Origin of the sequence: Alteromonas sp. CyTr2 (assembly GCF_947311905.1) — a bacterium.
GTDB classification, from domain to species: Bacteria; Pseudomonadota; Gammaproteobacteria; order Enterobacterales; family Alteromonadaceae; genus Alteromonas; species Alteromonas macleodii.
The window spans coordinates 1-20,178 of record NZ_CAMZMZ010000054.1 but is presented as its reverse complement, the minus strand read 5'-3'; the positions used below and the strand labels follow the sequence as shown (position 1 = coordinate 20,178).

Annotated in this window: 16 protein-coding genes; 6 read left to right on the top strand and 10 right to left on the bottom strand. The window is 44.2% G+C overall.

Annotated features, from left to right (window positions below; genetic code table 11):
• Nucleotides 1-136 precede the first annotated feature (136 nt).
• From QME20_RS18700 to QME20_RS18690, 3 genes are all read right to left on the bottom strand, one after another.
• Entirely contained in the window at nt 137-2,302 is a 2,166-nt protein-coding gene (locus QME20_RS18700) for a S46 family peptidase (RefSeq protein ID WP_281716420.1), read from the bottom strand.
• Between the two features lie 285 nt (nt 2,303-2,587).
• On the bottom strand, nt 2,588-3,778 hold the full coding sequence (locus QME20_RS18695) for an amino acid aminotransferase (protein WP_281716419.1): 1,191 nt from the start codon (nt 3,776-3,778) through the stop codon (nt 2,588-2,590).
• Between the two features lie 147 nt (nt 3,779-3,925).
• Nucleotides 3,926-4,708 carry an NRDE family protein gene (locus QME20_RS18690; RefSeq protein ID WP_281716418.1) on the bottom strand — a complete coding sequence of 261 codons (783 nt, stop codon included), beginning with the start codon at nt 4,706-4,708 and terminating at the stop codon, nt 3,926-3,928.
• Nucleotides 4,709-4,949: 241 nt separating this feature from the next.
• On the opposite strand from QME20_RS18690, the gene QME20_RS18685 reads away from it, so the two are divergent.
• Both QME20_RS18685 and QME20_RS18680 read left to right on the top strand, forming a co-directional pair.
• Nucleotides 4,950-5,585, top strand: a complete 636-nt coding sequence (locus QME20_RS18685) for a 1-acyl-sn-glycerol-3-phosphate acyltransferase (RefSeq protein ID WP_281716417.1) — start codon at nt 4,950-4,952, stop codon at nt 5,583-5,585.
• Between the two features lie 97 nt (nt 5,586-5,682).
• Complete coding sequence (locus tag QME20_RS18680) at nt 5,683-6,924, top strand: cystathionine gamma-synthase family protein (protein WP_239301967.1); 1,242 nt, start codon at nt 5,683-5,685, stop codon at nt 6,922-6,924.
• A 110-nt stretch (nt 6,925-7,034) separates the two neighbouring features.
• Here QME20_RS18680 and QME20_RS18675 read toward each other — a convergent pair whose 3' ends face one another.
• A complete protein-coding gene (locus tag QME20_RS18675) occupies nt 7,035-9,500 on the bottom strand; it encodes a CHRD domain-containing protein (RefSeq protein WP_281716416.1) in 2,466 nt (821 codons plus the stop codon).
• Nucleotides 9,501-9,739: 239 nt separating this feature from the next.
• Between QME20_RS18675 and QME20_RS18670 the strand changes: the two genes are divergently transcribed.
• Nucleotides 9,740-10,342, top strand: coding sequence for an NAD(P)H-dependent oxidoreductase (locus QME20_RS18670; RefSeq protein ID WP_281716415.1), 603 nt, complete (start codon nt 9,740-9,742; stop codon nt 10,340-10,342).
• Between the two features lie 170 nt (nt 10,343-10,512).
• Here QME20_RS18670 and QME20_RS18665 read toward each other — a convergent pair whose 3' ends face one another.
• Nucleotides 10,513-11,067 carry a glutathione peroxidase gene (locus tag QME20_RS18665; protein ID WP_014949715.1) on the bottom strand — a complete coding sequence of 185 codons (555 nt, stop codon included), beginning with the start codon at nt 11,065-11,067 and terminating at the stop codon, nt 10,513-10,515.
• 177 nt (nt 11,068-11,244) lie between these two features.
• Here QME20_RS18665 and QME20_RS18660 point away from each other — a divergent pair, with 177 nt between their 5' ends.
• Nucleotides 11,245-13,740, top strand: a complete 2,496-nt coding sequence (locus QME20_RS18660; protein WP_281716414.1) for a prolyl oligopeptidase family serine peptidase — start codon at nt 11,245-11,247, stop codon at nt 13,738-13,740.
• Nucleotides 13,741-13,947: 207 nt separating this feature from the next.
• On the opposite strand, the gene rrtA is transcribed toward QME20_RS18660, so the two are convergent.
• Nucleotides 13,948-14,532, bottom strand: coding sequence for a rhombosortase (rrtA, locus tag QME20_RS18655; RefSeq protein ID WP_281716413.1), 585 nt, complete (start codon nt 14,530-14,532; stop codon nt 13,948-13,950).
• 111 nt (nt 14,533-14,643) lie between these two features.
• Between rrtA and QME20_RS18650 the strand changes: the two genes are divergently transcribed.
• Complete coding sequence (locus QME20_RS18650; RefSeq protein WP_230598867.1) at nt 14,644-15,408, top strand: enoyl-CoA hydratase; 765 nt, start codon at nt 14,644-14,646, stop codon at nt 15,406-15,408.
• Nucleotides 15,409-15,422: 14 nt separating this feature from the next.
• Entirely contained in the window at nt 15,423-17,180 is a 1,758-nt protein-coding gene (ggt, locus tag QME20_RS18645) for a gamma-glutamyltransferase (protein WP_281716412.1), read from the top strand.
• A 157-nt stretch (nt 17,181-17,337) separates the two neighbouring features.
• Here the strand turns inward: ggt and QME20_RS18640 are convergent, their stop codons facing one another.
• The 4 genes from QME20_RS18640 to QME20_RS18625 are packed head-to-tail and all read right to left on the bottom strand — an operon-like array spanning nt 17,338 to nt 19,759.
• Complete coding sequence (locus QME20_RS18640; RefSeq protein ID WP_281716411.1) at nt 17,338-18,129, bottom strand: PhzF family phenazine biosynthesis protein; 792 nt, start codon at nt 18,127-18,129, stop codon at nt 17,338-17,340.
• Entirely contained in the window at nt 18,119-18,496 is a 378-nt protein-coding gene (locus QME20_RS18635; protein ID WP_281716410.1) for a DUF3703 domain-containing protein, read from the bottom strand. Before QME20_RS18635 ends, QME20_RS18640 begins: the two co-directional genes overlap by 11 nt.
• Nucleotides 18,497-18,509: 13 nt before the next feature.
• Nucleotides 18,510-18,878 (bottom strand): MmcQ/YjbR family DNA-binding protein, encoded by a 369-nt coding sequence (locus QME20_RS18630; protein WP_281716409.1) that lies wholly within the window; start codon nt 18,876-18,878, stop codon nt 18,510-18,512.
• Between the two features lie 26 nt (nt 18,879-18,904).
• Nucleotides 18,905-19,759: an acyl-CoA thioester hydrolase/BAAT C-terminal domain-containing protein gene (locus tag QME20_RS18625; RefSeq protein ID WP_281716408.1), complete on the bottom strand. Its 855-nt coding sequence runs from the start codon at nt 19,757-19,759 to the stop codon at nt 18,905-18,907.
• Nucleotides 19,760-20,178: the final 419 nt, after the last annotated feature.

The following is a 20,178-nucleotide window of genomic DNA, read 5'->3' as shown; positions in this document are numbered from 1 at the left end:
CCAAACGTCATGAATGTTCCTATCTTTTTTATCTCGCTGATATCGTTATATTATTTGTGGGGATACCTCAGACTCTGCCCCCATTTTTGCCATTTCTTTGGGGGCAGAAAAGTACTCTGACCCCATTATTTGGTGGTTATTTAACGATGGTCATCTCTTCGATGAGGTTTGTTGCACCGTCAACGTATTCCATTACCCATAACATGTAGCGGCTATCTACATGGATGGTACGGGTTGTTTTCGGGTCAAAATCCCAATCAGAATTGACGCTCTCGAACGTACCGTCAAACAACAAACCGATAAGCTCTGCTTTTGCGTTAAGCGTTGCTGAGCCTGAGTTACCGCCGGTTGAATCTAAATCCGTCAGGAAGTTTACCGGCACGCTGTTAATAGCGTCTAACTTGTAAGGGCCGTATTTCTTATCTTCAATAAGCTCAAGCTGTTTTTTAGGAGAGTCGAAAGGTGTCTCTCCCGTGTCTTTTTCGGTAATACCTTCAAGACGCGTGAACGGCTCGTAAATCAGACCGTCTTTTGGCGAGCCGCCCATTACATTACCGTAAGTAACGCGCAGCGTACTGTTTGCATCTGGATAAGCAAGGCTGCCCAAAGATTTTTGCCACTCAATAATGGCATTCATGTATTTAGGGCGAAGCGCTGCAGCTTTACCACTTAGCGTTTTGCTCTTATCTTCTATAGCCATCTCAGTATCGAACAGGGCAACCGCAAGTTTAATGAACGGGTCGTTGCTATTTTCGAAATCAGCGCGGCTTGCAGTTAACCATTTCAAACGTTCTTCAGTATTAGTTAATGAAGTATTGTCGTAAAACGCCTTTAATTTCTTCTGAAGCGTTTTTCCGTCAGTATCACCATCAATGCCTACTGCTTTATCGAACGCGGCTACTCGGTTTTCTTCTGGCTGCTCTAGGTACATGCTAATCATTTTTTGCCAAACGGCCTGATCAACGGCCGGATCAAAGCGGCGCTCAATACGCTCTACGCCTTCTTTAAGACGAATTTGATCGCGCTCCTGAAATCCAGATTCGCGCTCTGCGTCCGGCTTTTCTTTTTCTATAGCATTGCGATAAAGGGTTTGGGCTGACGACAAGAGTTGTGCACGACTGAGGTTGTTGTACCAGAAGTTTTGCTTGTTCATTTGCATTTGCTCAGCGCTAACCGCATCAAGTTCGGCAAGTGCTTGCTTCATGTCACTCATACCGTTTTTATCAAGCCACGCAGCTAGTTGCTCTTCTCGCTCAGCGCGACGTGGAACAAGTCCAACGCGCTTAGCGCCAGAAAGCTGGCCCAAAGTATTTTTGTGGAAGTTATTAAGACCCGCTAACAAGGCTTCATATTTGATACGCGCATCGCTGCCTTCTTCAGATGCACTTTCAATAGTTTTAATCCACGCATCTACCAGTTCAAGGTAAGTGGGAAATAACCAATCAAACGTATATGAAACTTGTGATAAACGTGCATAGCGGTTAGTAGAGCCAGGGTAGCCCGCTGCCATAACAAAGTCGCCGTCTTCAAGTCCAGCTGCCGAAACTTTTAAGAAATGATCCGGTTTAAACGGCACGTTCTCTTCACTGTAATCAGCTGGTTTACCGTCTTTACCCACATAAGCACGGTAGAAAGAGAAGTCGCCCGTATGGCGAGGCCACATCCAGTTATCTACATCACCACCGTATTTACCAATTGAATCAGCAGGCGCGTAGGCAATACGCACGTCACGGATTTCCATTTGCTTAATTAGCTTGTATTCAAGGCCTTGGAAAAACGAAGGCACAGAGCAGCGGAAGCCCGCTTCAGACTCACACTCTGCAATTAACGCTTTGCGGTTTGCTTCAATGAGGTCGTAGCGCTCGCGGCCTTGAACGTCATCACTGATGCCGCCAATGACTTTGTCGGTTACGTCAGAAAAATCGACTGTGACGAACATGCGTGTACCCGGTGCGGCCGGCAGCTCTTCACCAATTTCTTTCGCGAGAAAACCATCTTTTAAATAGTTGTTTTCTGGGGTGCTGTTATATTGAACTGAGCCACGCGCGCAGTGGTGGTTAGTAACGGCCAAGCCGTTGTCAGAGACGAAAGATGCTGAACACCCACCAAGTGACACTATCGCGCCCATTGGGAACGCAGTTAAGTCGTTAATACTACTGGCAGGAATAGCCAAACCTGTTTCCTTTAAATCGCTGGCAATTGAAGGGAGTTGTTCTGGCGTGAACATGCCTTCCTTAGCATTAACCTGCATTGCACTGCCAATTAAAGCGGCAGAAAGACAAAATACACTTACTTTAGACATGGGGTATCCTTGTTCTTGTCGTTAATCTTATTGTTATAAGTCAGTCTTAATAAATACCAAGTTAACGTAGACGTCAACATTGTTACAGTGTAACGATTATTCCCATTTCGCCATAAGAAAAAGCGTTGGGTGTAAGGAGGAAATTTGTTAAGAAGTGTAACTAACTGCCATTAACAGCAAGATTGGGCTGTTTATCGCAGAAATAGGAAAGCGAAAAATTTGAAGGTAATAAAAAAGGCAGGTATGAAACCTGCCTTTCGCATCTTAAAAATCGTTAGTTAATGCTTAAAGCACTGAGACCAACGCTTTGGCGAGTGTTTCTACGTTTTCCTGATTAATACCCGCAATGTTTACGCGGCTTGAGTCAACAAAGTAAACACTGTGCTTTTCACGTACTTCGCGCACTTGCTCTGGTGTGATACACAAGAACGAGAACATACCTTTTTGGTCGTTAACGAAACTAAAGTCTTTAGGAGAGCCATTATCGTGAAGGTTTTGAACAAGCATTGCACGGAGCGATTTCATACGTTCGCGCATTTCGTTCACTTCAGATACCCACTCATTGTTAAGTGCTTCGTCAGCTAGGATAATGTCTACCAACGCGCCGCCGTAGCTTGGTGGCATAGAGTAGATGCCACGTGCGATTGACTGAATTTGACCCTGAGCAATTTTACGGATTGCTGAATCTTCAGTAATGATGGCAGCCAAACCAACACGTTCGCGATAAAGGCCAAAGTTCTTAGAGCAAGAAGCTGCAACGATAACCTCTGGTAGGTTTTCTACCAACAAACGCATGCCGTACGCGTCTTCTTCTAAACCTTCACCAAAACCTAGATAAGCCACATCGATGAAAGGCAGGAATTCTCGCTCTTTCGCTACTTCTAGTACTTCATCCCATTGTGCATTAGTAAGATCAGCACCTGTAGGGTTGTGACAGCAACCGTGTAGAAGAACGATATCGCCTTTTTCAGTTTTGCGAAGGGTTTCCATCATAGCGTCAAAGCGAATGCTTGCTGACGCTTTATCGAAGTACGGGTAGGTTTCGATTTTAAGACCCGCAGAGCCGATAAGTGGAATGTGGTTCGCCCATGTTGGGTCGCTTACCCATACTTTAGCGTTGTCGTTACAACGGGCAAGTAGTTCTGAAAGAATACGCAATGCACCGCAACCACCTGGAGCTTGAACCGCTGCAACGCGGTCTGCTAATAGAACGGGGCTAGTCTTACCTAATAGCAAAGACAACATACCGTCGATAAAACCTTGGTTGCCCTGAGGCGTGATGTAGGTTTTGCTAGTTTCGGTATCTAAAAGCACTTTTTGCGCTTTTGCGACACTTGAAAGAATAGGGGTATTACCTTGCTCATCTTTATATACGCCAACACCTAAATCGATTTTGTTTGGGTTGGTGTCTTCACGAAAAGCAGCTGACAGGCCAAGAATTGGATCTGGGGCGAGATGGGGTAATACTTCAAACACGATATGTCCTCACGTTACGTTGGTATGCAAAAGATAGCAGGCTGGCATTATGCCACCGATGGTAGAAAAAACGACCCCTAAAGGTTGAAAATATTTCAATTAGTCGAGGAAAGAAAACGTAAACGAAAGTTTCATTTCAAAAACACCCTAAATTGAAAAAGAAAAAGCGCGGGTTTCTTGTGCTTCGCCTTTGTCTGAAAAGCGTCGTTCTTTCCAGGTCAGCGTATTGTTTTTATCTACTAATAGCAGTGTAGAGGTACGCGTTCCGTATTTTTCGGATTGAATAAAAATGGAAGACAACGCCTTTTCCCACTCATAGCCTACGCCCGTGTCGGGTAACTGGGCATCGTCGGCTTTATTGTCGTAACGTAAAATATCAAATAAGTCTTCATCATTAATGATGTTTTGTTTTGTGACATAATTGTTCAATGCGGTAACGCCCTGCGTGACTTTTGGCCAAGGTGTGGCAATATCCGCGTTAGACAAACCGTAGACACCAGTGTCGATAATGTGGGTCGAATTGTTTACGTTGTTGTAAACCTTAAGCGAATTTATATCTCCGAATAACAGGTTGTAGCCGTTGTATCGGTGGCGCGTTTTTTCTAGCGTTGCCAAGTATTGTGATTGTGCAACAGGCTTCATTTCGACTGAGTCGTGCTTCAGCCAGTTGGCGACTAATTCACCTCGCGATACCGCATTTTTATTGATGTTGTGTGGGTCCCTTACATTAGTAAGCGCCGCCACATATCCGTTACGCGTAACACCCATCCAGGTTCCATTAGCTTCTAAGTCTTGTCCGGCGAGCAAATGCGGGTGGCTTTTCCAGAATGAAGACGGCGCGGTTGGTCGTGCGTAAAACTCATCCCGATTCGCAGCGATGATAAGCGGGTAGTCATCCCGCATATTGTTTGCGATAAATAAAATACACATAGCTATATTAAGCCCATATTCTGTAAGAATTCAAAACGCTGCATTGTTAACAATTGCGTTACAAACCCATTTTGATTAATCTTCGCCAAATTGCGCACACTCCAACGTTTTACTCTGCTAATTAATATGCGGGTACAATATGGAAAGTAAAGCGCTTTTCGTTACGGCATTCCACTTCGAAGCCTCAGAAAATAAATTAGCAAATAGATAACCTAAGTGTAGTAAGCAGAGCATAATAATAATGACGAAAACCTCACACCCTCAAACCCACTCTCAACGGGCCAATAGTGTTAAAGTTGGAGAGCATGTCCCTCGCAAGTGGCCCAACTGGTTGTCGTCGTTCGCAGCTTGGGTGCTGACAAAAAGGGGCTGGCGTGTAGAAGGTGAACTAATCAATCAGAAAAAAGCCATTTTAGCGGTAGCACCGCATACATCGAACTGGGACTTCTTTATTGGCTTGTTCGTGGTTTTTTCCTTTAAGCTAAACATTAATTTTTTCGGAAAGCACACCATCTTTGCGCCCCCTTTGGGCGCTATTGTTAAAAGATTAGGCGGCATTCCTATAGAGAGAAGTAAAGCGCATGGGGTGGTCACGTCTATAGCAAATAAGATAAAGGAAGCCGATCAATTAATACTCGCGTTAGCGCCAGAGGGTACGCGAAGCCCCATTTATCCATGGAAAACAGGCTTTATGCACATTGCACGAGAAGCCGAAATTCCTATACAAGTCATTGGGTTGGACTACGCCAGAAAGATGATTGTGTTGGGGCCAATTATTCAGAAAGTGACTAACATAGATGAACAAATGCAAACTATTTATACGTTTTATGATAATGTTTGCGCAAAATATCCTAAAAACTGCATTACAAAGCCATAATCATTTCTATTGAAGTGGTAAGTACGCAACCGTATCAACTCAGAGTACTGGTGCGCGCTCGGCTCGGTCGCAAACATCTATTTTCGGAGCTTCACCCGTGACAAAATTGGGATTCACAACCCGTCAGGTTCATTCTGATCGCATGCTAAATACGCCTGAACATGGTGGTGTTCACAGCAGCACGTCTAATTCAGTTCTTTTCGAGTTTAAAGATGCGCAGGGCATCATCGATGCGTTTCAAGGTAAACGAGCTGCTCATGTTTATTCTCGTTCATCGTCACCTTCTGTGGCGGCACTGCAAAATATGCTTAATGATCTGGAAGGCGGTGTGGGTACCTTATGTTACTCAACCGGAATGGCGGCGATAAGCAGCTCGTTATTTGCTTTACTCAAAGCCGGCGACCATTTAATTGTAAGCCAATACCTATTTGGTAATACGCGAAGCTTTTTTGAAACCATTAAAGATTTTGGTGTGCAGGTTACCTACACAGATGTGACCGACATTCAGCAAGTCAAAGAAGCTTACCAGCCAAACACAAAAGGCGTTTACACCGAAACCGTAGCTAACCCTGTGACACAGGTGGCCGACCTTCACGCCATTGGTCAATTCTGCGAAGAGAAGCACATGCTGTTTATGGTTGATAACACCATGACGCCACCCCCTGTTTTTTATGCTAAAGATGTTAAAGCGTCGTTAGTGTTTTGCTCGCTGACAAAATACATTGCAGGTCACGGTAACGTTTTAGGTGGTGCTGTCATTGATACGGGTAACTATGATTGGAGTAAGTTTAGTAACCTAAAACCGGCTTATCAGGTTGCAGATACTGCACAGTGGGGCATTACGCAAATTAAAAAGAAAGGTTTACGCGATTTAGGCGCTACATTGGCACCGCAATCAGCGACGGCCATTGCCCTAGGCATGGAAACCTTAGATTTACGTTTATCACGAAGTCAGCATAATGCTATGCAGTTGGCGACGTTCCTAGATAATCATCCCAAGGTATCTAAAGTCTTTTATCCAGGTCTTGCCGACCACCCTCAGCATTTCATGGCACGGGAATACCTAAACGACGGCTATGGCGCAATTTTGAGTTTTGACCTTATCGACGGTGCTGATCCAGTGGCGTTCTTAAACGAAATGAAGTTAGTTATTTGCGCCACGCACTTAGGGGATAATCGCACCTTAGCGCTTCCAGTTGCGCCTACTATTTATTTTGAGAACACGGCAGACGAGCGTGAGTTAATGGGTATTTCCGATACCATGCTGCGTATTTCGGTAGGTATTGAAGACACTCAGGATCTGATTGCAGATTTCGACACGGCGCTAAATACCATATAGATAAAATCTTCTTGTCGAGAAACACAAAAAAGGGGCGTTTGCCCCTTTTTTTATTTTAGATTAATTGGGTCTCAATATAATTGAAACACAATGGGTTTAGCTATTTTTGACTAGTCAAAACCTAGCGTAATTTGTCCACGAATTTCTCCGCTTGGGAATGCATCTGAGTGGAAGTTAGTGTAAAGACCTCCGTCTGCCATAACATTCATTTGCTCAGCAGTTAACGTAGTATTAGCTGGCACAGACCACATACCGCTGGTACCAGCAGTAAGTCCAATTAGAACATCTCCATTTACGCCCATTTCACCCTCGTGAATGTGAGCCATGTTTGCTGTCATACCGGTAATGGTAACGCTGCCTGACAGTGCACCTGTAGATGTATTCAAAGTAAATGCACCAGCGCCGCTTGCTGTCGTAGTTACTGCAGGCACTTCTTGTAGGCCGTTGGCAATGATGCCGTACACTTCAATATTATCAGGTGTGATTTGGCCGCGAATTTCACCACCAGTATTAGCTGCTGTATGCACATTCACATAATGACCACCTGCCAGTAGTTGCGTAGCTGTGGCTTCATCTAGTGCTATGCTTCCGTCTGTCATCCAAACGCCAGCGGTGCTTTCACTTTCCACAAGTCCTACAAGTACGTCACCATTTTCACCAGCAAACCCAGTATGAATGTGCGCCATAGTCGCATTTTCAATAGTGGTTACCGCCACAAGAGAAACGTTGTTATTTGTGGTGTCGAAGAGCGCATAGCCTGACCCCATTGCCATGGTGTCAACTGCTGGTACCTCTTGGCTGCCGCTTAGTGAGAATGTTACTACCGCAGTTGTGTCGGGAACAATCTGACCACGCACTTCGCCATTAGGGTTAGCGGTAGTGTGAACATTTAAATACCACTCACCGCTAGTCAGCGCGTCTAAGTTGCTAGGTGAAATATTAGTTTCAGCGAGAACATAAGTACCATTACCAGCATCAGTCAGTGGGAAAGCAACCGGACCATTCATACCAATGCCGCCATCGTGTACGTGTACACCAGTAACATCCGTTAAGCCTGATACGTCAACACTTACGCTAAACGCCGGTAAGTCTTCGTCAATTTCGACCACTGCAGTTGCCATAGACATAGTAGTAACGGCAGGCACTTCTTGTGACCCACTTAAGTTTACATTGTAAGTCATGTCAGCGTTGAAAGCTGGTGGAGGTGGTGCCAGGCCATCAAGCAACGCTAATTGAGGTAAATCACCTTCCATCGCGCCATCTAGTGCGATAGCAGTGTAAATCTCACCATTCTCAAGCGTTAAAACGCCTGTTTCGATTGCCGCTGTTTTGGTGCCTGTTGGTGTAACCGTAACGATGTAGTCACCTTCTGCAAGACTTACGTAACCTGTTTCAACAAGCTCGCCAGTCTCATAGGCAATATCGGCAAATGCCGGGTCAACCGCATCAATTTCGCCATCTGCGGTTACGTAAATATCGACGTTACCCGCTGAAGGTGAAGCATGTACAATACGCACTTTCGCTTCTGTCGCTACGGAGCGGGGCATATCAACAAGCACATCAAGTTCTGGTGCAGCCAAAACGTTGTTTGCGATAGCGGTATAAGACATACCTACTTCTAGCGTTAACTCAGCATCGTCAATTGCCACAACACTGTTGTCGCTATCGGCTACAACGTCAATGAGATAGTCACCGGCTGCAACAGACAAATAGTCTGTGGTGCGCGGGAACTGTATTCCGTCCACCAATACTATTTCGTTATTTGCTACAACATCAACCGCTGGTGCGTCGCTGATACCGTGCACAACGCGGATAGCAGCACCTGCTTCTGCATCCCATATCTTGAAGCTTCCATCACCGTCCGCGGCCAGTAATGTTACTGGTGAATCGCCGGTACCTACGTTATTAGTAGCAGCGATAAGCAAATCGGCACCGTCTGCAAGGTTTACCGTACCAGAGTCGTATACAACCGTTGTCTCACCGGCCGGTGTAATACGAATTTGATAATCGCCCGCAGGTACTTGAATTAAATTGGTTGCGTCAGTAAATTCAGCAGTAACAAGCGGCTGCTCGGCAGTGATATCTGTATCTGGTGCCGTGACATAAATATCAACCATAGGTGCCATTGATGCTGCATGTACAATCTGTACTTGAGCATTACCCGCGTCAACTGCGGTTTCCATACTGGTCACTGTTAAAAGCGATAACGACTCATCGCCAACATTACCTACGGCAAAAATATCGTAGTTCATGTCAGCTTCTAAAGTAACGTCAGCTTGCAACACTTCAGCGTTTTCACCTGGAAGAATGCCTGTAACACCAATATCGTACATGCCTGTCTCAACTTCGAAGCGAGATGAAGCGACTTGGTAATCAACGCTTTCGAGATCGTTGAGTATGGCGTCGTTAGCAGTGATGTTTACCATTGGTGCGTCTGATGCTGCGTGAACAACTCGAACGTTTGCGTATTCCGGGGCGGGTGTGGGCTCTTGTACGACATCGTCGTCGTCATCCGAGCAGCCAATTAAAAACAGTGGTAATATTGAACATGCAAGGAGCGCTTTGGTCCTTCTCATATTTTGTATCCTCTTAATTGTGTTGTGGCAAACTCGGTTACGCTGAGCAAATAAGAGAAGATCAACCTCCTTGCAACATTAACGCAATGTAATGTTTTCAATAATTTCACATTTACTCTGTTCCTTGACAGTTTGTTCTACAAAATAGAACGAAGCCTTCATGTTTTTGATATTTTCATCCCACCCGATTGCCGTAATATAGCCATATATTATCGAAACAACGAATATTGGAGTTCGGCATGAAAAAAGTACTGGCTATATTTTCCAGCCTAAATGGAAACCAAGGTAATTCTTCAAAGCTTGCAAACGAGTACCTTTCAAAAATTGAGAATGACGGTTCTGTGCACATTAACCGCGTGGATGTTGCCTCTCTGGCACTGCCTCATTTAACAGGGGAAGAAATGCAAGCGTGGATGACTGAGGCGTCTGAGCGAAATGAATCACAACAGGCATTGGTAAAAGTCTCTGACGACATTGTTGAAGCAGTAAAAGCGGCTGACGAAATTGTGCTAGCCGTGCCAATGTACAACTTTGGCATCCCATCGAGCTTAAAAGCTTACTTCGACCGTATTGCAAGAGCTGGTATAACATTTAAGTATACCGAGACAGGTCCTGTCGGATTGCTAGAAAATAAAACAGCGACTGTTTTTGCCGCGCGTGGTGGTGTGTATGCAGGTTCAGACTTTGATACGCAAACGCCGTATTTAAAACACTTTTTAAATTTTGTTGGTATCAGTGACGTTAAATTCGTTTACGCTGAAGGACTTAACATGGGCGAAGAGCAAGCAAACAAGGCTTTTTCTGAAGCAAGCGAAAAAATTATTGAACTAACCAACAACTAAACACACTAAATTAATGCAGTTAGCTAAAACGTAGGAAGTATGTTTTCAGCTAAAAGTGTGTTCCAAGTTGAGTGTGCTTGATTGCCCCGCGTGTTACGCGGGGCTTTTTTATGCGCGGCTTTTAGATTCTCCTTTGGTGTGACCTATAGGCAGCGTTGATATTCGCGGTTTTATTCGCTTTTGAGGAGTGCCTCTATGTCAGCGATAAAAGCCGGATCAGTGGGCTTTGTTGAACTAGGGTAGTGGGTTATTTGCTTACCAGAGCTGTCAATAAGGTACTTATTAAAGTTCCATGATGGCGCTTTGCCGGTGGCGGTTTTTAGCATTCTATACATAGGATCGGCGTCTTCACCTTTTACCGATATTGGTTCAAACATCGGAAACTTTACGCCATAAGTCAATTCACACAGTTCTGCCGTTTTGCCTTCATCATTATCTTCTTGGTTAAAATCGTGCGACGGGAAGCCAAGTACTACAAAATCTTTGTCTTTGTAGTCACTATAAAGGGCTTCTAAACCTTCAAATTGTGGCGTGTAGCCGCAATAGCTGGCTGTGTTCACCACTAAAAGGGTCTTTCCGGCATATTCGTTACACAAATTCACCGTTTCTTGTGAGTTGAGCTTACGCTTCATGAACTTTAGTACGCTGGGGCACTCGCTCGCAAAGCTAGGAGTCGTGAAAAAGCTGAGCGCAAGCAACGCAGGTACAAAACCTTTCGCTTTCATAGTGTTTTACCTCATCAGTGAATTTTTGTTATTTTGTTCAGGCCGACAGACCAGTTTCACAACCATAAACGCAGATGGTTTACGTTTGGTTCACTATCTCAATCGATGAACGTTAGCGCATTAGTAACTGCTCTGCGTATAATGTTAACGTTTTTTACATAACAACGACTTAAAATAATGAAAAAATACTCTTCTTTACTCATCGCGGCTAGCGTTACTTTTGCGTTGGGCGGATGTGCAAGCACGACTAACGAACCATCTAACCAAGCAGCGTCTACATCGCTTCCTGCTGCCACTGTCCAGCAAACCGTTACACCCGATGTCGCGCCTCAGAACAGCGCGAAAAATGGTGAAATTACTTTAAAGCAAATAATGTCAGACCCTCAATGGATGGGCGCGCTACCCGAAGGTATGGGGTGGTCGGTCAATGGCGATAAAATTGTTTTTGAAAAAGAAAGACAGAATAGCGCGTTAACAGATGTTTATGTTGCTGAACTCTCAAACCCTGCAAATGCCGTAAAAGCGCCATTATCAGATTTACACAAGTATCGTTTTGACGAACGTGTAGTAAGAAATGATGGTGTAATTGCTTATTCATTTGAAGACAGTGTTTATGTGCAATTTACCAACGGTGAAACTGTGCGTATCGCGCGTGGCGGGAATGCGCTGTCAACGCTTTCATTTATGACTGATGGCCGCTTAATGGCGTTAAGCGGTAACAAATTTATTGCTATAGACCTATCTAACGGCACCCGCGAAGAATTATTGAGCTGGGAGTTTAGCGACGAGCCTAAAGCGGTTGAGCCGCCTAAAGATTATATTGCCGAGCAGCAGCAGTCGCTGGTGGAATACATCAAGCTACAGCGCAAAAACAGGCAAGAAAAAGACGACGCTAAAAAAGCGTTGGCCAAAGAAAACAGCAGTGTAGCACCTACGCCGTTTTACTTTGATAAGTCGCATCGACTAGCGGGTATTAGCGTATCACCTGCGGGTAACTTCGCGGTAGTAGCAACCACGGAAAGTAAGCCGACTCGTGATGACAGCGACATCATGCCGCATTATATCCAAGAAGACAGCCGTATTGCCGCGAAGCCGGTACGCCAACGTGTTGCAGATGCAGAATCGGTAAATCATGAACTGTGGCTGCTTAATTTGAAAACTGGCGAGAAGAGTGAACTTAAATACTTTAATTTGCCTGGCTACAATGACGACGTACTTGCTGACGTAAAAGCAGAAAACGCGAAGGCAAAAGGCGAGACCTATGAAGTTAATCGTTTGCCGCGCGACATTACCTTACTGCAAAGCTGGTATTGGACTAAGCCTTCGATTCGCTGGCACAAAAACGGTAACGCTGTTGCCGTCATGCTAGAAGCGTGGGACAACAAAGACCGCTGGATTGCAACGGTCGACTTAGCGAATAAAACGCTAGAAAACCAACATAGGCTTCATGACGATGCGTGGGTAAACTACCGTTTCAACGCATTTGATTGGCTAAATGACAGCGAAACACTTTACTATCAGTCTGAGCATACTGGTTATTCTCACTTATACGTTCAAAAGCCTGGCGAGAAGCCTGTCGCGCTAACCAGCGGCCGTTTTATTGTTGACGATTTAACGCTTTCTAGCGATGACAATTATATCTACTTTAAAGCTAACATGGAGCACCCGGGGCTTTACGAAGTTTATCGTGCTGATTTAAGTGACAATACCATCGATACCATGACTGATTTGAATGGTATGACAGACTATTCACTTAGCCCTGATGGTAAAAATTTGTTGCTAAGCCATAGCAAGGTGAATCAGCCACAAGAGCTTTACGTTAAGCCAGCAAACGAAACAACAGCGGCAAAGCAAATCACGCAAAGCACCAGTGCTGATTTTAATGCACTTCCATGGGCGGTGCCTAACATCGTTGCTATTGAATCGTCGCATACCGATGCACCTATTTACGCACGAGTATATTTACCGGAAAATTACGACAAGTCGGCACCAAATAAAGCGGTAGTGTTTAATCACGGTGCAGGCTACTTGCAAAACGCCCACATGGGGTGGTCTGGTTACTTCCGAGAATACATGTTCCATAGCATGCTCGTGCAGCAAGGCTATGTCGTACTAGATATGGACTATCGCGCTAGTGCTGGCTACGGACGTGATTGGCGAACCGCTATTTATCGTCAAATGGGTACGCCTGAAGTGCAAGATTTGCGTGATGGTGTTAACTGGCTTGTTGAAAATGCAAATGTAGATCGTGAGCGTATTGGCACATACGGCGGTTCATACGGCGGCTTCTTAACCTTTATGTCTATGTTTACCGCGCCAGATCTGTTTGCGGCAGGTGCAGCACTTCGTCCGGTAACCGATTGGGCCCATTACAACACGCCATATACGGCAAACATACTGAATACGCCTGATATCGATCCCATCGCTTTTGAGCGTAGCTCGCCGATTTATTTTGCCGATGGACTAGAAAAGCCTTTGCTTATCAATGCGCCAATGGTTGATGACAACGTGTTTTTCCACGACACCGTGCGATTGGTACAGCGCCTTATCGAGCTTGAGAAAGAAGATTTTGAAACGGCCATTTATCCGGTAGAGCCACATGGCTTTGTGCAGCCAAGCTCTTGGCTTGATGAATACCGTCGTATATACAAGCTATTCGAAGAAAACTTATAGGCAAAACTGCGAAGTGCAACCCAGTGATTAAGAGCCACTGAGTTGCTCACAGCGCGGTAGCTATTAAGGACGGAAAAAGCTTACAAAAAAGGCCCAAATTCAATGAATTCGGGCCTTTTTTTAAATCTTCTTTTTTTGCTTCAGCACGTTAATCTGTTTTAACAAATCAAAATGCGCAAAAAGAGTGACGCTATATCGCTCTAGTTTCTATTTTCTTTTCGCCGTAATAAACATAAGTAAAAAGATTGCGATACCCGTAAGCGCACCAAATAAATGGGCGTCTACGGCAACTTTGGCGTCAATCAGGTTTGCAACTTGTTCGCTACTACCGTCAATTTGTTCGTATCCCACCTTGATGGCTAGACCTATAATCAATAACCAACCCGACTTCATTTTCTCTTTTATATCAACACAGGCGCCCCATGCGAAAATACCGTGTAATGCGCCAGACAACCCCGCGTACCATATTAGATCTGGAGAGAAGAAATAAAGCCCGATACTGGTTCCTAAGCAGCACCATACAAAAACTTTTAAGTACAAACCAATGCGATAATGTTCACCGTGTAGGGCCCACAATAGCGCCAGACCTGCTAAATTTAAAAGTAGGTGGTAGCCATTGGTATGCACGATATTGCCGCTGACTATTCGCCAAGTTTCTAGACCTTGAATGGCGTACCTGTCGTAAGCCAAATAATTGCCAGACATAGGCTCGAAGAAAAACGCGACAACGGAGCATAGCGCAATAAATAAAGGACCAGCGCTATACTTAAGCGAAAACGGCAGTGACATCATCAGTGTTAGTTATTTTTTAATTTAGAATTTGCTGGCTATGATACAGAAATTGCCTACAGGGTGAAAACTGAAGTACGCCCAAAACAAAAAGACGACAGTAAAGGAGTAATTATGTCTTACATTATTACCGAAACAAATCAGCAATGCTTAACCATTACACTTAACCGAACCGATAAGAAAAATGCGTTAACACGCGACATGTATCAAGAAATGGCGAATGCCATATTAGGTGTTAAAAACGATGGCTCAACCAAAGTGGTGGTTATTAAAGGCGCGGGCGATTGTTTTACTGCAGGAAATGACATTGGAGACTTCGCACAGCAACAAGATCACGCTCAGGTGCCAGAAACAGCTGCCTTTATGCGAGCTTTGGCTGCATGTAATTTACCGGTTATTGCACAAGTTCACGGATTAGCAGTGGGCATAGGCACAACGCTTTTACTTCATTGCGATTTTGTTTACGCCACTCCAGATACCCGATTTGTTCTACCATTCATCAACTTAGGTCTTGTTCCTGAATATGCATCAAGTTATCTTTTGCCTAAGGTTGCAGGTCATATAAAGGCGGCAGAGTGGCTAATGCTGGGCGAACCCTTTACCTCTGCTGATGCTTATCAATTTGGTATTCTGACAAAAATTGTCGACGCTCACGAAATAGATCAAACGGTTCAAACTACGGTAGAGAAACTCGTCGCCAAGCCTTCATTTTCGCTTAAACAAACAAAAGCGCTATTAAAAGGTGACGGAGAGCGAACAAACCAACAAATGAACGAAGAGTTTGATATATTTTTAGAAGCGTTGGGCACAACCGCAGCTCAAGAAGCGTTTGATGCGTTTCTTAAAAAACGCCCAATAAACCCCGAAAAATTTAAATAAGAGGAAGTATTATTTTGAGACGCAGTGCTTTTTTCAGAGCTTCAGTGGTAACTCTTGCATTATCTAGCTGTTTTATTTTTGGTGCGAACGCGAAGCAAACACGTGAAGTCGGAGAACCAGAAGCGGCAACAGGCTACATAGAGAAAAAGGCATTTGAAGCCGAAGATTATATGGTTGTAGCGGCAAATCCCTATGCGTCTTGGGCGGGAAAGAATATTTTAGAAAAGGGCGGAAGTGCGATCGATGCAGCGGTAGCTGTGCAATCGATGCTTTCGCTGGTTGAACCACAATCGTCAGGTATTGGTGGTGGTGCGTTTATCCTTTATTGGGATAATAAGAACAAAGTACTTCACACCTTTGACGGCCGTGAAACAGCACCGAAAGCTGTCAATTCTCATTGGTTTATTGAAGGTAATAAGCCAATGCGCTGGTTGGATGCCGTAGTAGGCGGTAAGTCAGTTGGCGTGCCTGGTGCAGTAAAAGCGCTAGAAATGGCTCAGGGCGAGTTCGGTAAGCTGCCTTGGAATACGCTGTTCGACGATACAATCAAAACAGCTGAAGACGGCTTTAAAGTATCGCCGCGTTTAGCCAAACTTGTTGCATTGGACTATCACCCTGGTCTTAAAACTTTTCCTGCAAGCTCTACTTATTTCTTCCCGGCAGGCCTGCCGTTAAAAGAAGGCACGGTTAAGAAAAACAAAAAGTTAGCTAAAACCCTAAGAGGTATTGCGGAAAAGGGCAGCGACTATTTGCTGAAAGGCGAAGTTGCCGAAAAAATAGTGGAAGCGGTTAATAATGCGGAGATTAACCCTGGCCAAATGTCGTTGGAAGACTTAGCAAGCTACGAACCAGTAAAACGTGAACCCGTATGTGGCATGTACCACGAAAAACGCATTTGCGGTATGGCACCCCCAAGCTCAGGTGGCGTAAACGTTTATCAAATTCTAAAAATGTTAGAAGGTTTTAACCTTAGTCAATACGCACCGGATTCAGTAGAGTTTGCCAACCTGTATACACAAGCAAGTGCGCTTTCATATGCCGATCGTGAGAAGTTTATAGCGGATAGCGATTTTACTAACTTGCCGTTTGCGGCCATGATTAATACCGCTTATCTTCAGCGCCGTGCCGAGAGTATTGCTGTTGATAAAGAGTGGCGCCGCAAACGCGCGGGTAATCCTTACGCCGATGCGAATGTAGCACTTGGTACGTCAATGGAGCTGCCCAATACCTCACACGTTTCTATAGTAGACAAAGAGGGCAATGCAGTATCAATGACTACCAGCATTGAATTTATGTTTGGTTCTGGGATTATGGTAGAAGGCTTCCTGCTTAATAATCAGCTTACCGACTTTTCATTTTCACCAACCAAAAACCGTTTTCCAGTACCAAATCGCGTAGAGCCTGGTAAGCGCCCTAGAAGTGCTATGAGCCCAACAATGGTGTTCGACAAAGAAGGGAACTTAGAGGTTGTTGTAGGCTCGCCGGGCGGCTCTAGAATTGTAAGCTACGTCGCTCAAACTCTAATTGGAGTTTTAGACTTTGGCTTGGATATTCAGCAAGCCATCAATCTTCCTAAAATTACTAATCGAAACGACTATACGGCGTTAGAGAAGGGCACACCAATAGCTGAGCTTGAAGAGCCGTTAAAGGCACTCGACCATAACGTTAAAGTAGTGGATTTAAACAGCGGTCTTCATGGCATTCAGTTTAAATCAGGTAAATTAATTGGCGGCGCAGATCCTCGCAGAGAAGGCATTGCAGTAGGGCGCTAATTTGGCGTTTGCCTAGTTAAAACTAGATGCAGCAATGCGCTGTTGAGTGAGTGAAAGCGGAAGGTTAGATATCTTCCGCTTTTTTGTTTGAGGCGGGCAGTAACACTCGAGAGGAGAGTTCTCTTTTATCGATTAGTTCGTGTAAGGCAATCAACCATCAAATATTAATGTAACCTTCAAGGTAAGACACCGCTTGACCAGAAATAAGCACGCGGTCACCTGCCACCTCACATTTTAATGTGCCGCCTCGTTTAGATGCCTGATAAGCCATAAGTTTTGATCGTCCAAATACTTTTGCCCAATAAGGCGCTAGCCCAGTGTGGATTGAACCGGTAACCGGGTCTTCATCACCGCCGTTCGCAGGCCAAAAATAACGCGAAACAAAATCAAATTGCGTACCAGGCGCTGTCACTACCACATCATAAGGCGCTAGTGTTTTTAGTTGTTCGCTGTCTTGAATTACGCTTAAAACGTCGTCTTCGTTAGAATAAACAGCAAAGTAAGCTTGGTTATTTTTTAAAATGCTTTTGGGCTTGATAGAGAGCCCTTTTAGTAACGCTTCAGGCACTTCACCGACAGGGCTGGGCATTCTATTAGGGAAATCCATCTGAATAAATCCGTCGCTTTTTTTAACGACTTTCATCATCCCAACCGACTTGGCGAAAAGCGAAATGTGCGGTAGTTGGTAATTTTCGCTAAAGATTACGAACGCGGATGCCAGCGTTGCGTGGCCACAGAAGTCGATCTCCGTCATGGGGGAAAACCAACGTATAGCGAATACGCCATTATCATCTTCAACTAAAAAGGCGGTTTCTGAAAGGTTATTTTCAGCAGCGATTTCTTGCATTTTTTCATCGCTAAGCCATTTGCCGGTTATAACTACTGCAGCAGGATTGCCCTTAAACCTTACATTAGTAAATGTATCGACAACGTTAATTTTAATTTTCATTCGAACGCGCTTTTTTTATGATCGTATTTAAGTTTGGTTTAATTGGCATTGTCTTAAATGGGCTAACGTTAGCGCCACCTGTATTTCCATGAGGTACTAGCCCAAAAACAGTTTTTGTGGCAGCGCCCGCAATTCTGAAAAGTTGACCAAAAAACTCACCAATATTGCCTTGTTTCACTGCCCATAAAAGCATTTGAACGTGTACTTTAACGTGTAGCCTTGTAGAGGCTTGACCAAGAACGTGGGCATTTTCTAAGTGTGAAAAAGCACACTGTTGGCTGTTTTGGTTTTGCTTTCTATGAGCTAGCGCTAGTTCAGCTTCTACATAAGGGCGAATATTGCGCGTAAAGCCTTTTGCTTTGAACATGGTGTAAGCACCTTTATTGAGGTTGATTTAAACCAAGCTCTTTTTGCATTTTCTTGGTTAACCCTAACGATACTAGTTTATAAGATGCGCTTAAATAGTATTTTAACGCTTCATCTTCATCACTCTCGCAATTGTACTGTTGTATCCATTTCATTCCACGACTAGCGAGATAGGGCGCAGGCCTATAGCCAGGCTTTTCTTCCAGAAAATAATAGTTTTGCTCAGATGTTTTAAAGGTAAAAGCAGGGTGTCCGTCCTTGCTAATGCTCCTTATAGCAAAGACTTTACCACCTACTTTCCATACTTCTGAACTCCCCCACTGAACGACGTGAGTAGTGTGGGGGAGTGCTTTGCAATAGTGATTGAATTCATCAATGGTCATATGATTCTATTTATTGAAGAAGCTGACTAGTGGTTATTGTGATTAGTAAGCATCTTAATAAAGGTTTGGTTCATATCGCTACCCTCTTTTAAGAACTCGTAGTTAAGCAAGTGGTCTGCCCCTTGGTAGTTTATGTGCTTACACTTATGTTTAGTGCGCGCATTCATTTTTTCACAAACTGTTTCAGCCATAGTATGCGAGGGCCAAATTTCATCGTTTTCGCCAGTCATTAACACAACATCGGCGCTGATTTTCTGTACAGGAATATTAGCTTTACCGTTGTCTGCTCGATTTTCTAAAGATTGCGTATAGAGATCTAGCAAACCATTAACTTCACCCGATGGGTTGAAAGGAACAAACGCTAAGTCTTGCCCGTCGTAAGTCCAGCTGGAACCAGGCACTTTACTCCAATCTTTCAAAATACCTGCCCAAACAACAGAGCTAGGCGCAATAGCAACCACATTTGAAATACTTGGTTCTTTTGACGCTAGAAGAAGTGACAGTTCAGCGCCTTTCGACCAGCCAACTACAATAATGTCGTCCGGCGTGGTTTCTGGTTGTGATTTTAACCACGACATAGCCTGAATTACATATTCAAGAGGTATTCTCTCTAACTCTGGTGGTAAGCCTTCTTCCTTAAAATAAGCTAAAGCTAGGGTAGGGAATCCCGCTTCAACGATTGGACTAGCGAGCTTTTCTGGCACGCCGCCTTCGGATCCTCCAAGCACTAAAACGCCAACTTTACGTTCTTGTGACTCTGAAGAGTAATACGTAGCAACAAAACCATCATCTTCTATTTTTAGCGAACGCGTAGAGGCTTCACACGAGAAAGAGACTAGCAAGGAAAAGAAAAAATAGATAAGTAAGGTTTGTGTTTTCATTTTTTTACCCGTTTTTTTAACATGAAATTAAGGTTGAGTACTCAACTGAAATAGCGCGCTCAATTATTCAATGGTCTTATGATTTTGTATATCGTTGCATATTTCGCAATGGATCCGCTTTTTAAAATTGTAAATGCGGCGAGCTGCAAATATAGAAATAGATATAAAAGCCCATGTAACCCCGAATTCAAGAGAGTAGGAAAAAGACTGGCCTTTAAAGTATTGAACACTGGCAAAAATAGTGGCCAGCAAGGGAAATGCGACTAGGTATTGTAAAGTCCATTTTTTTATAGGCATTGTCGTTCCTTCGTGAATTTTCAAAATATAGATTTAGGCTATCACTATGACGTGCTCCAATAGATTCACACACCCAGTTAAGAGATAATTATCTCAACTGGAGTGTATATGAAAACCCGAAA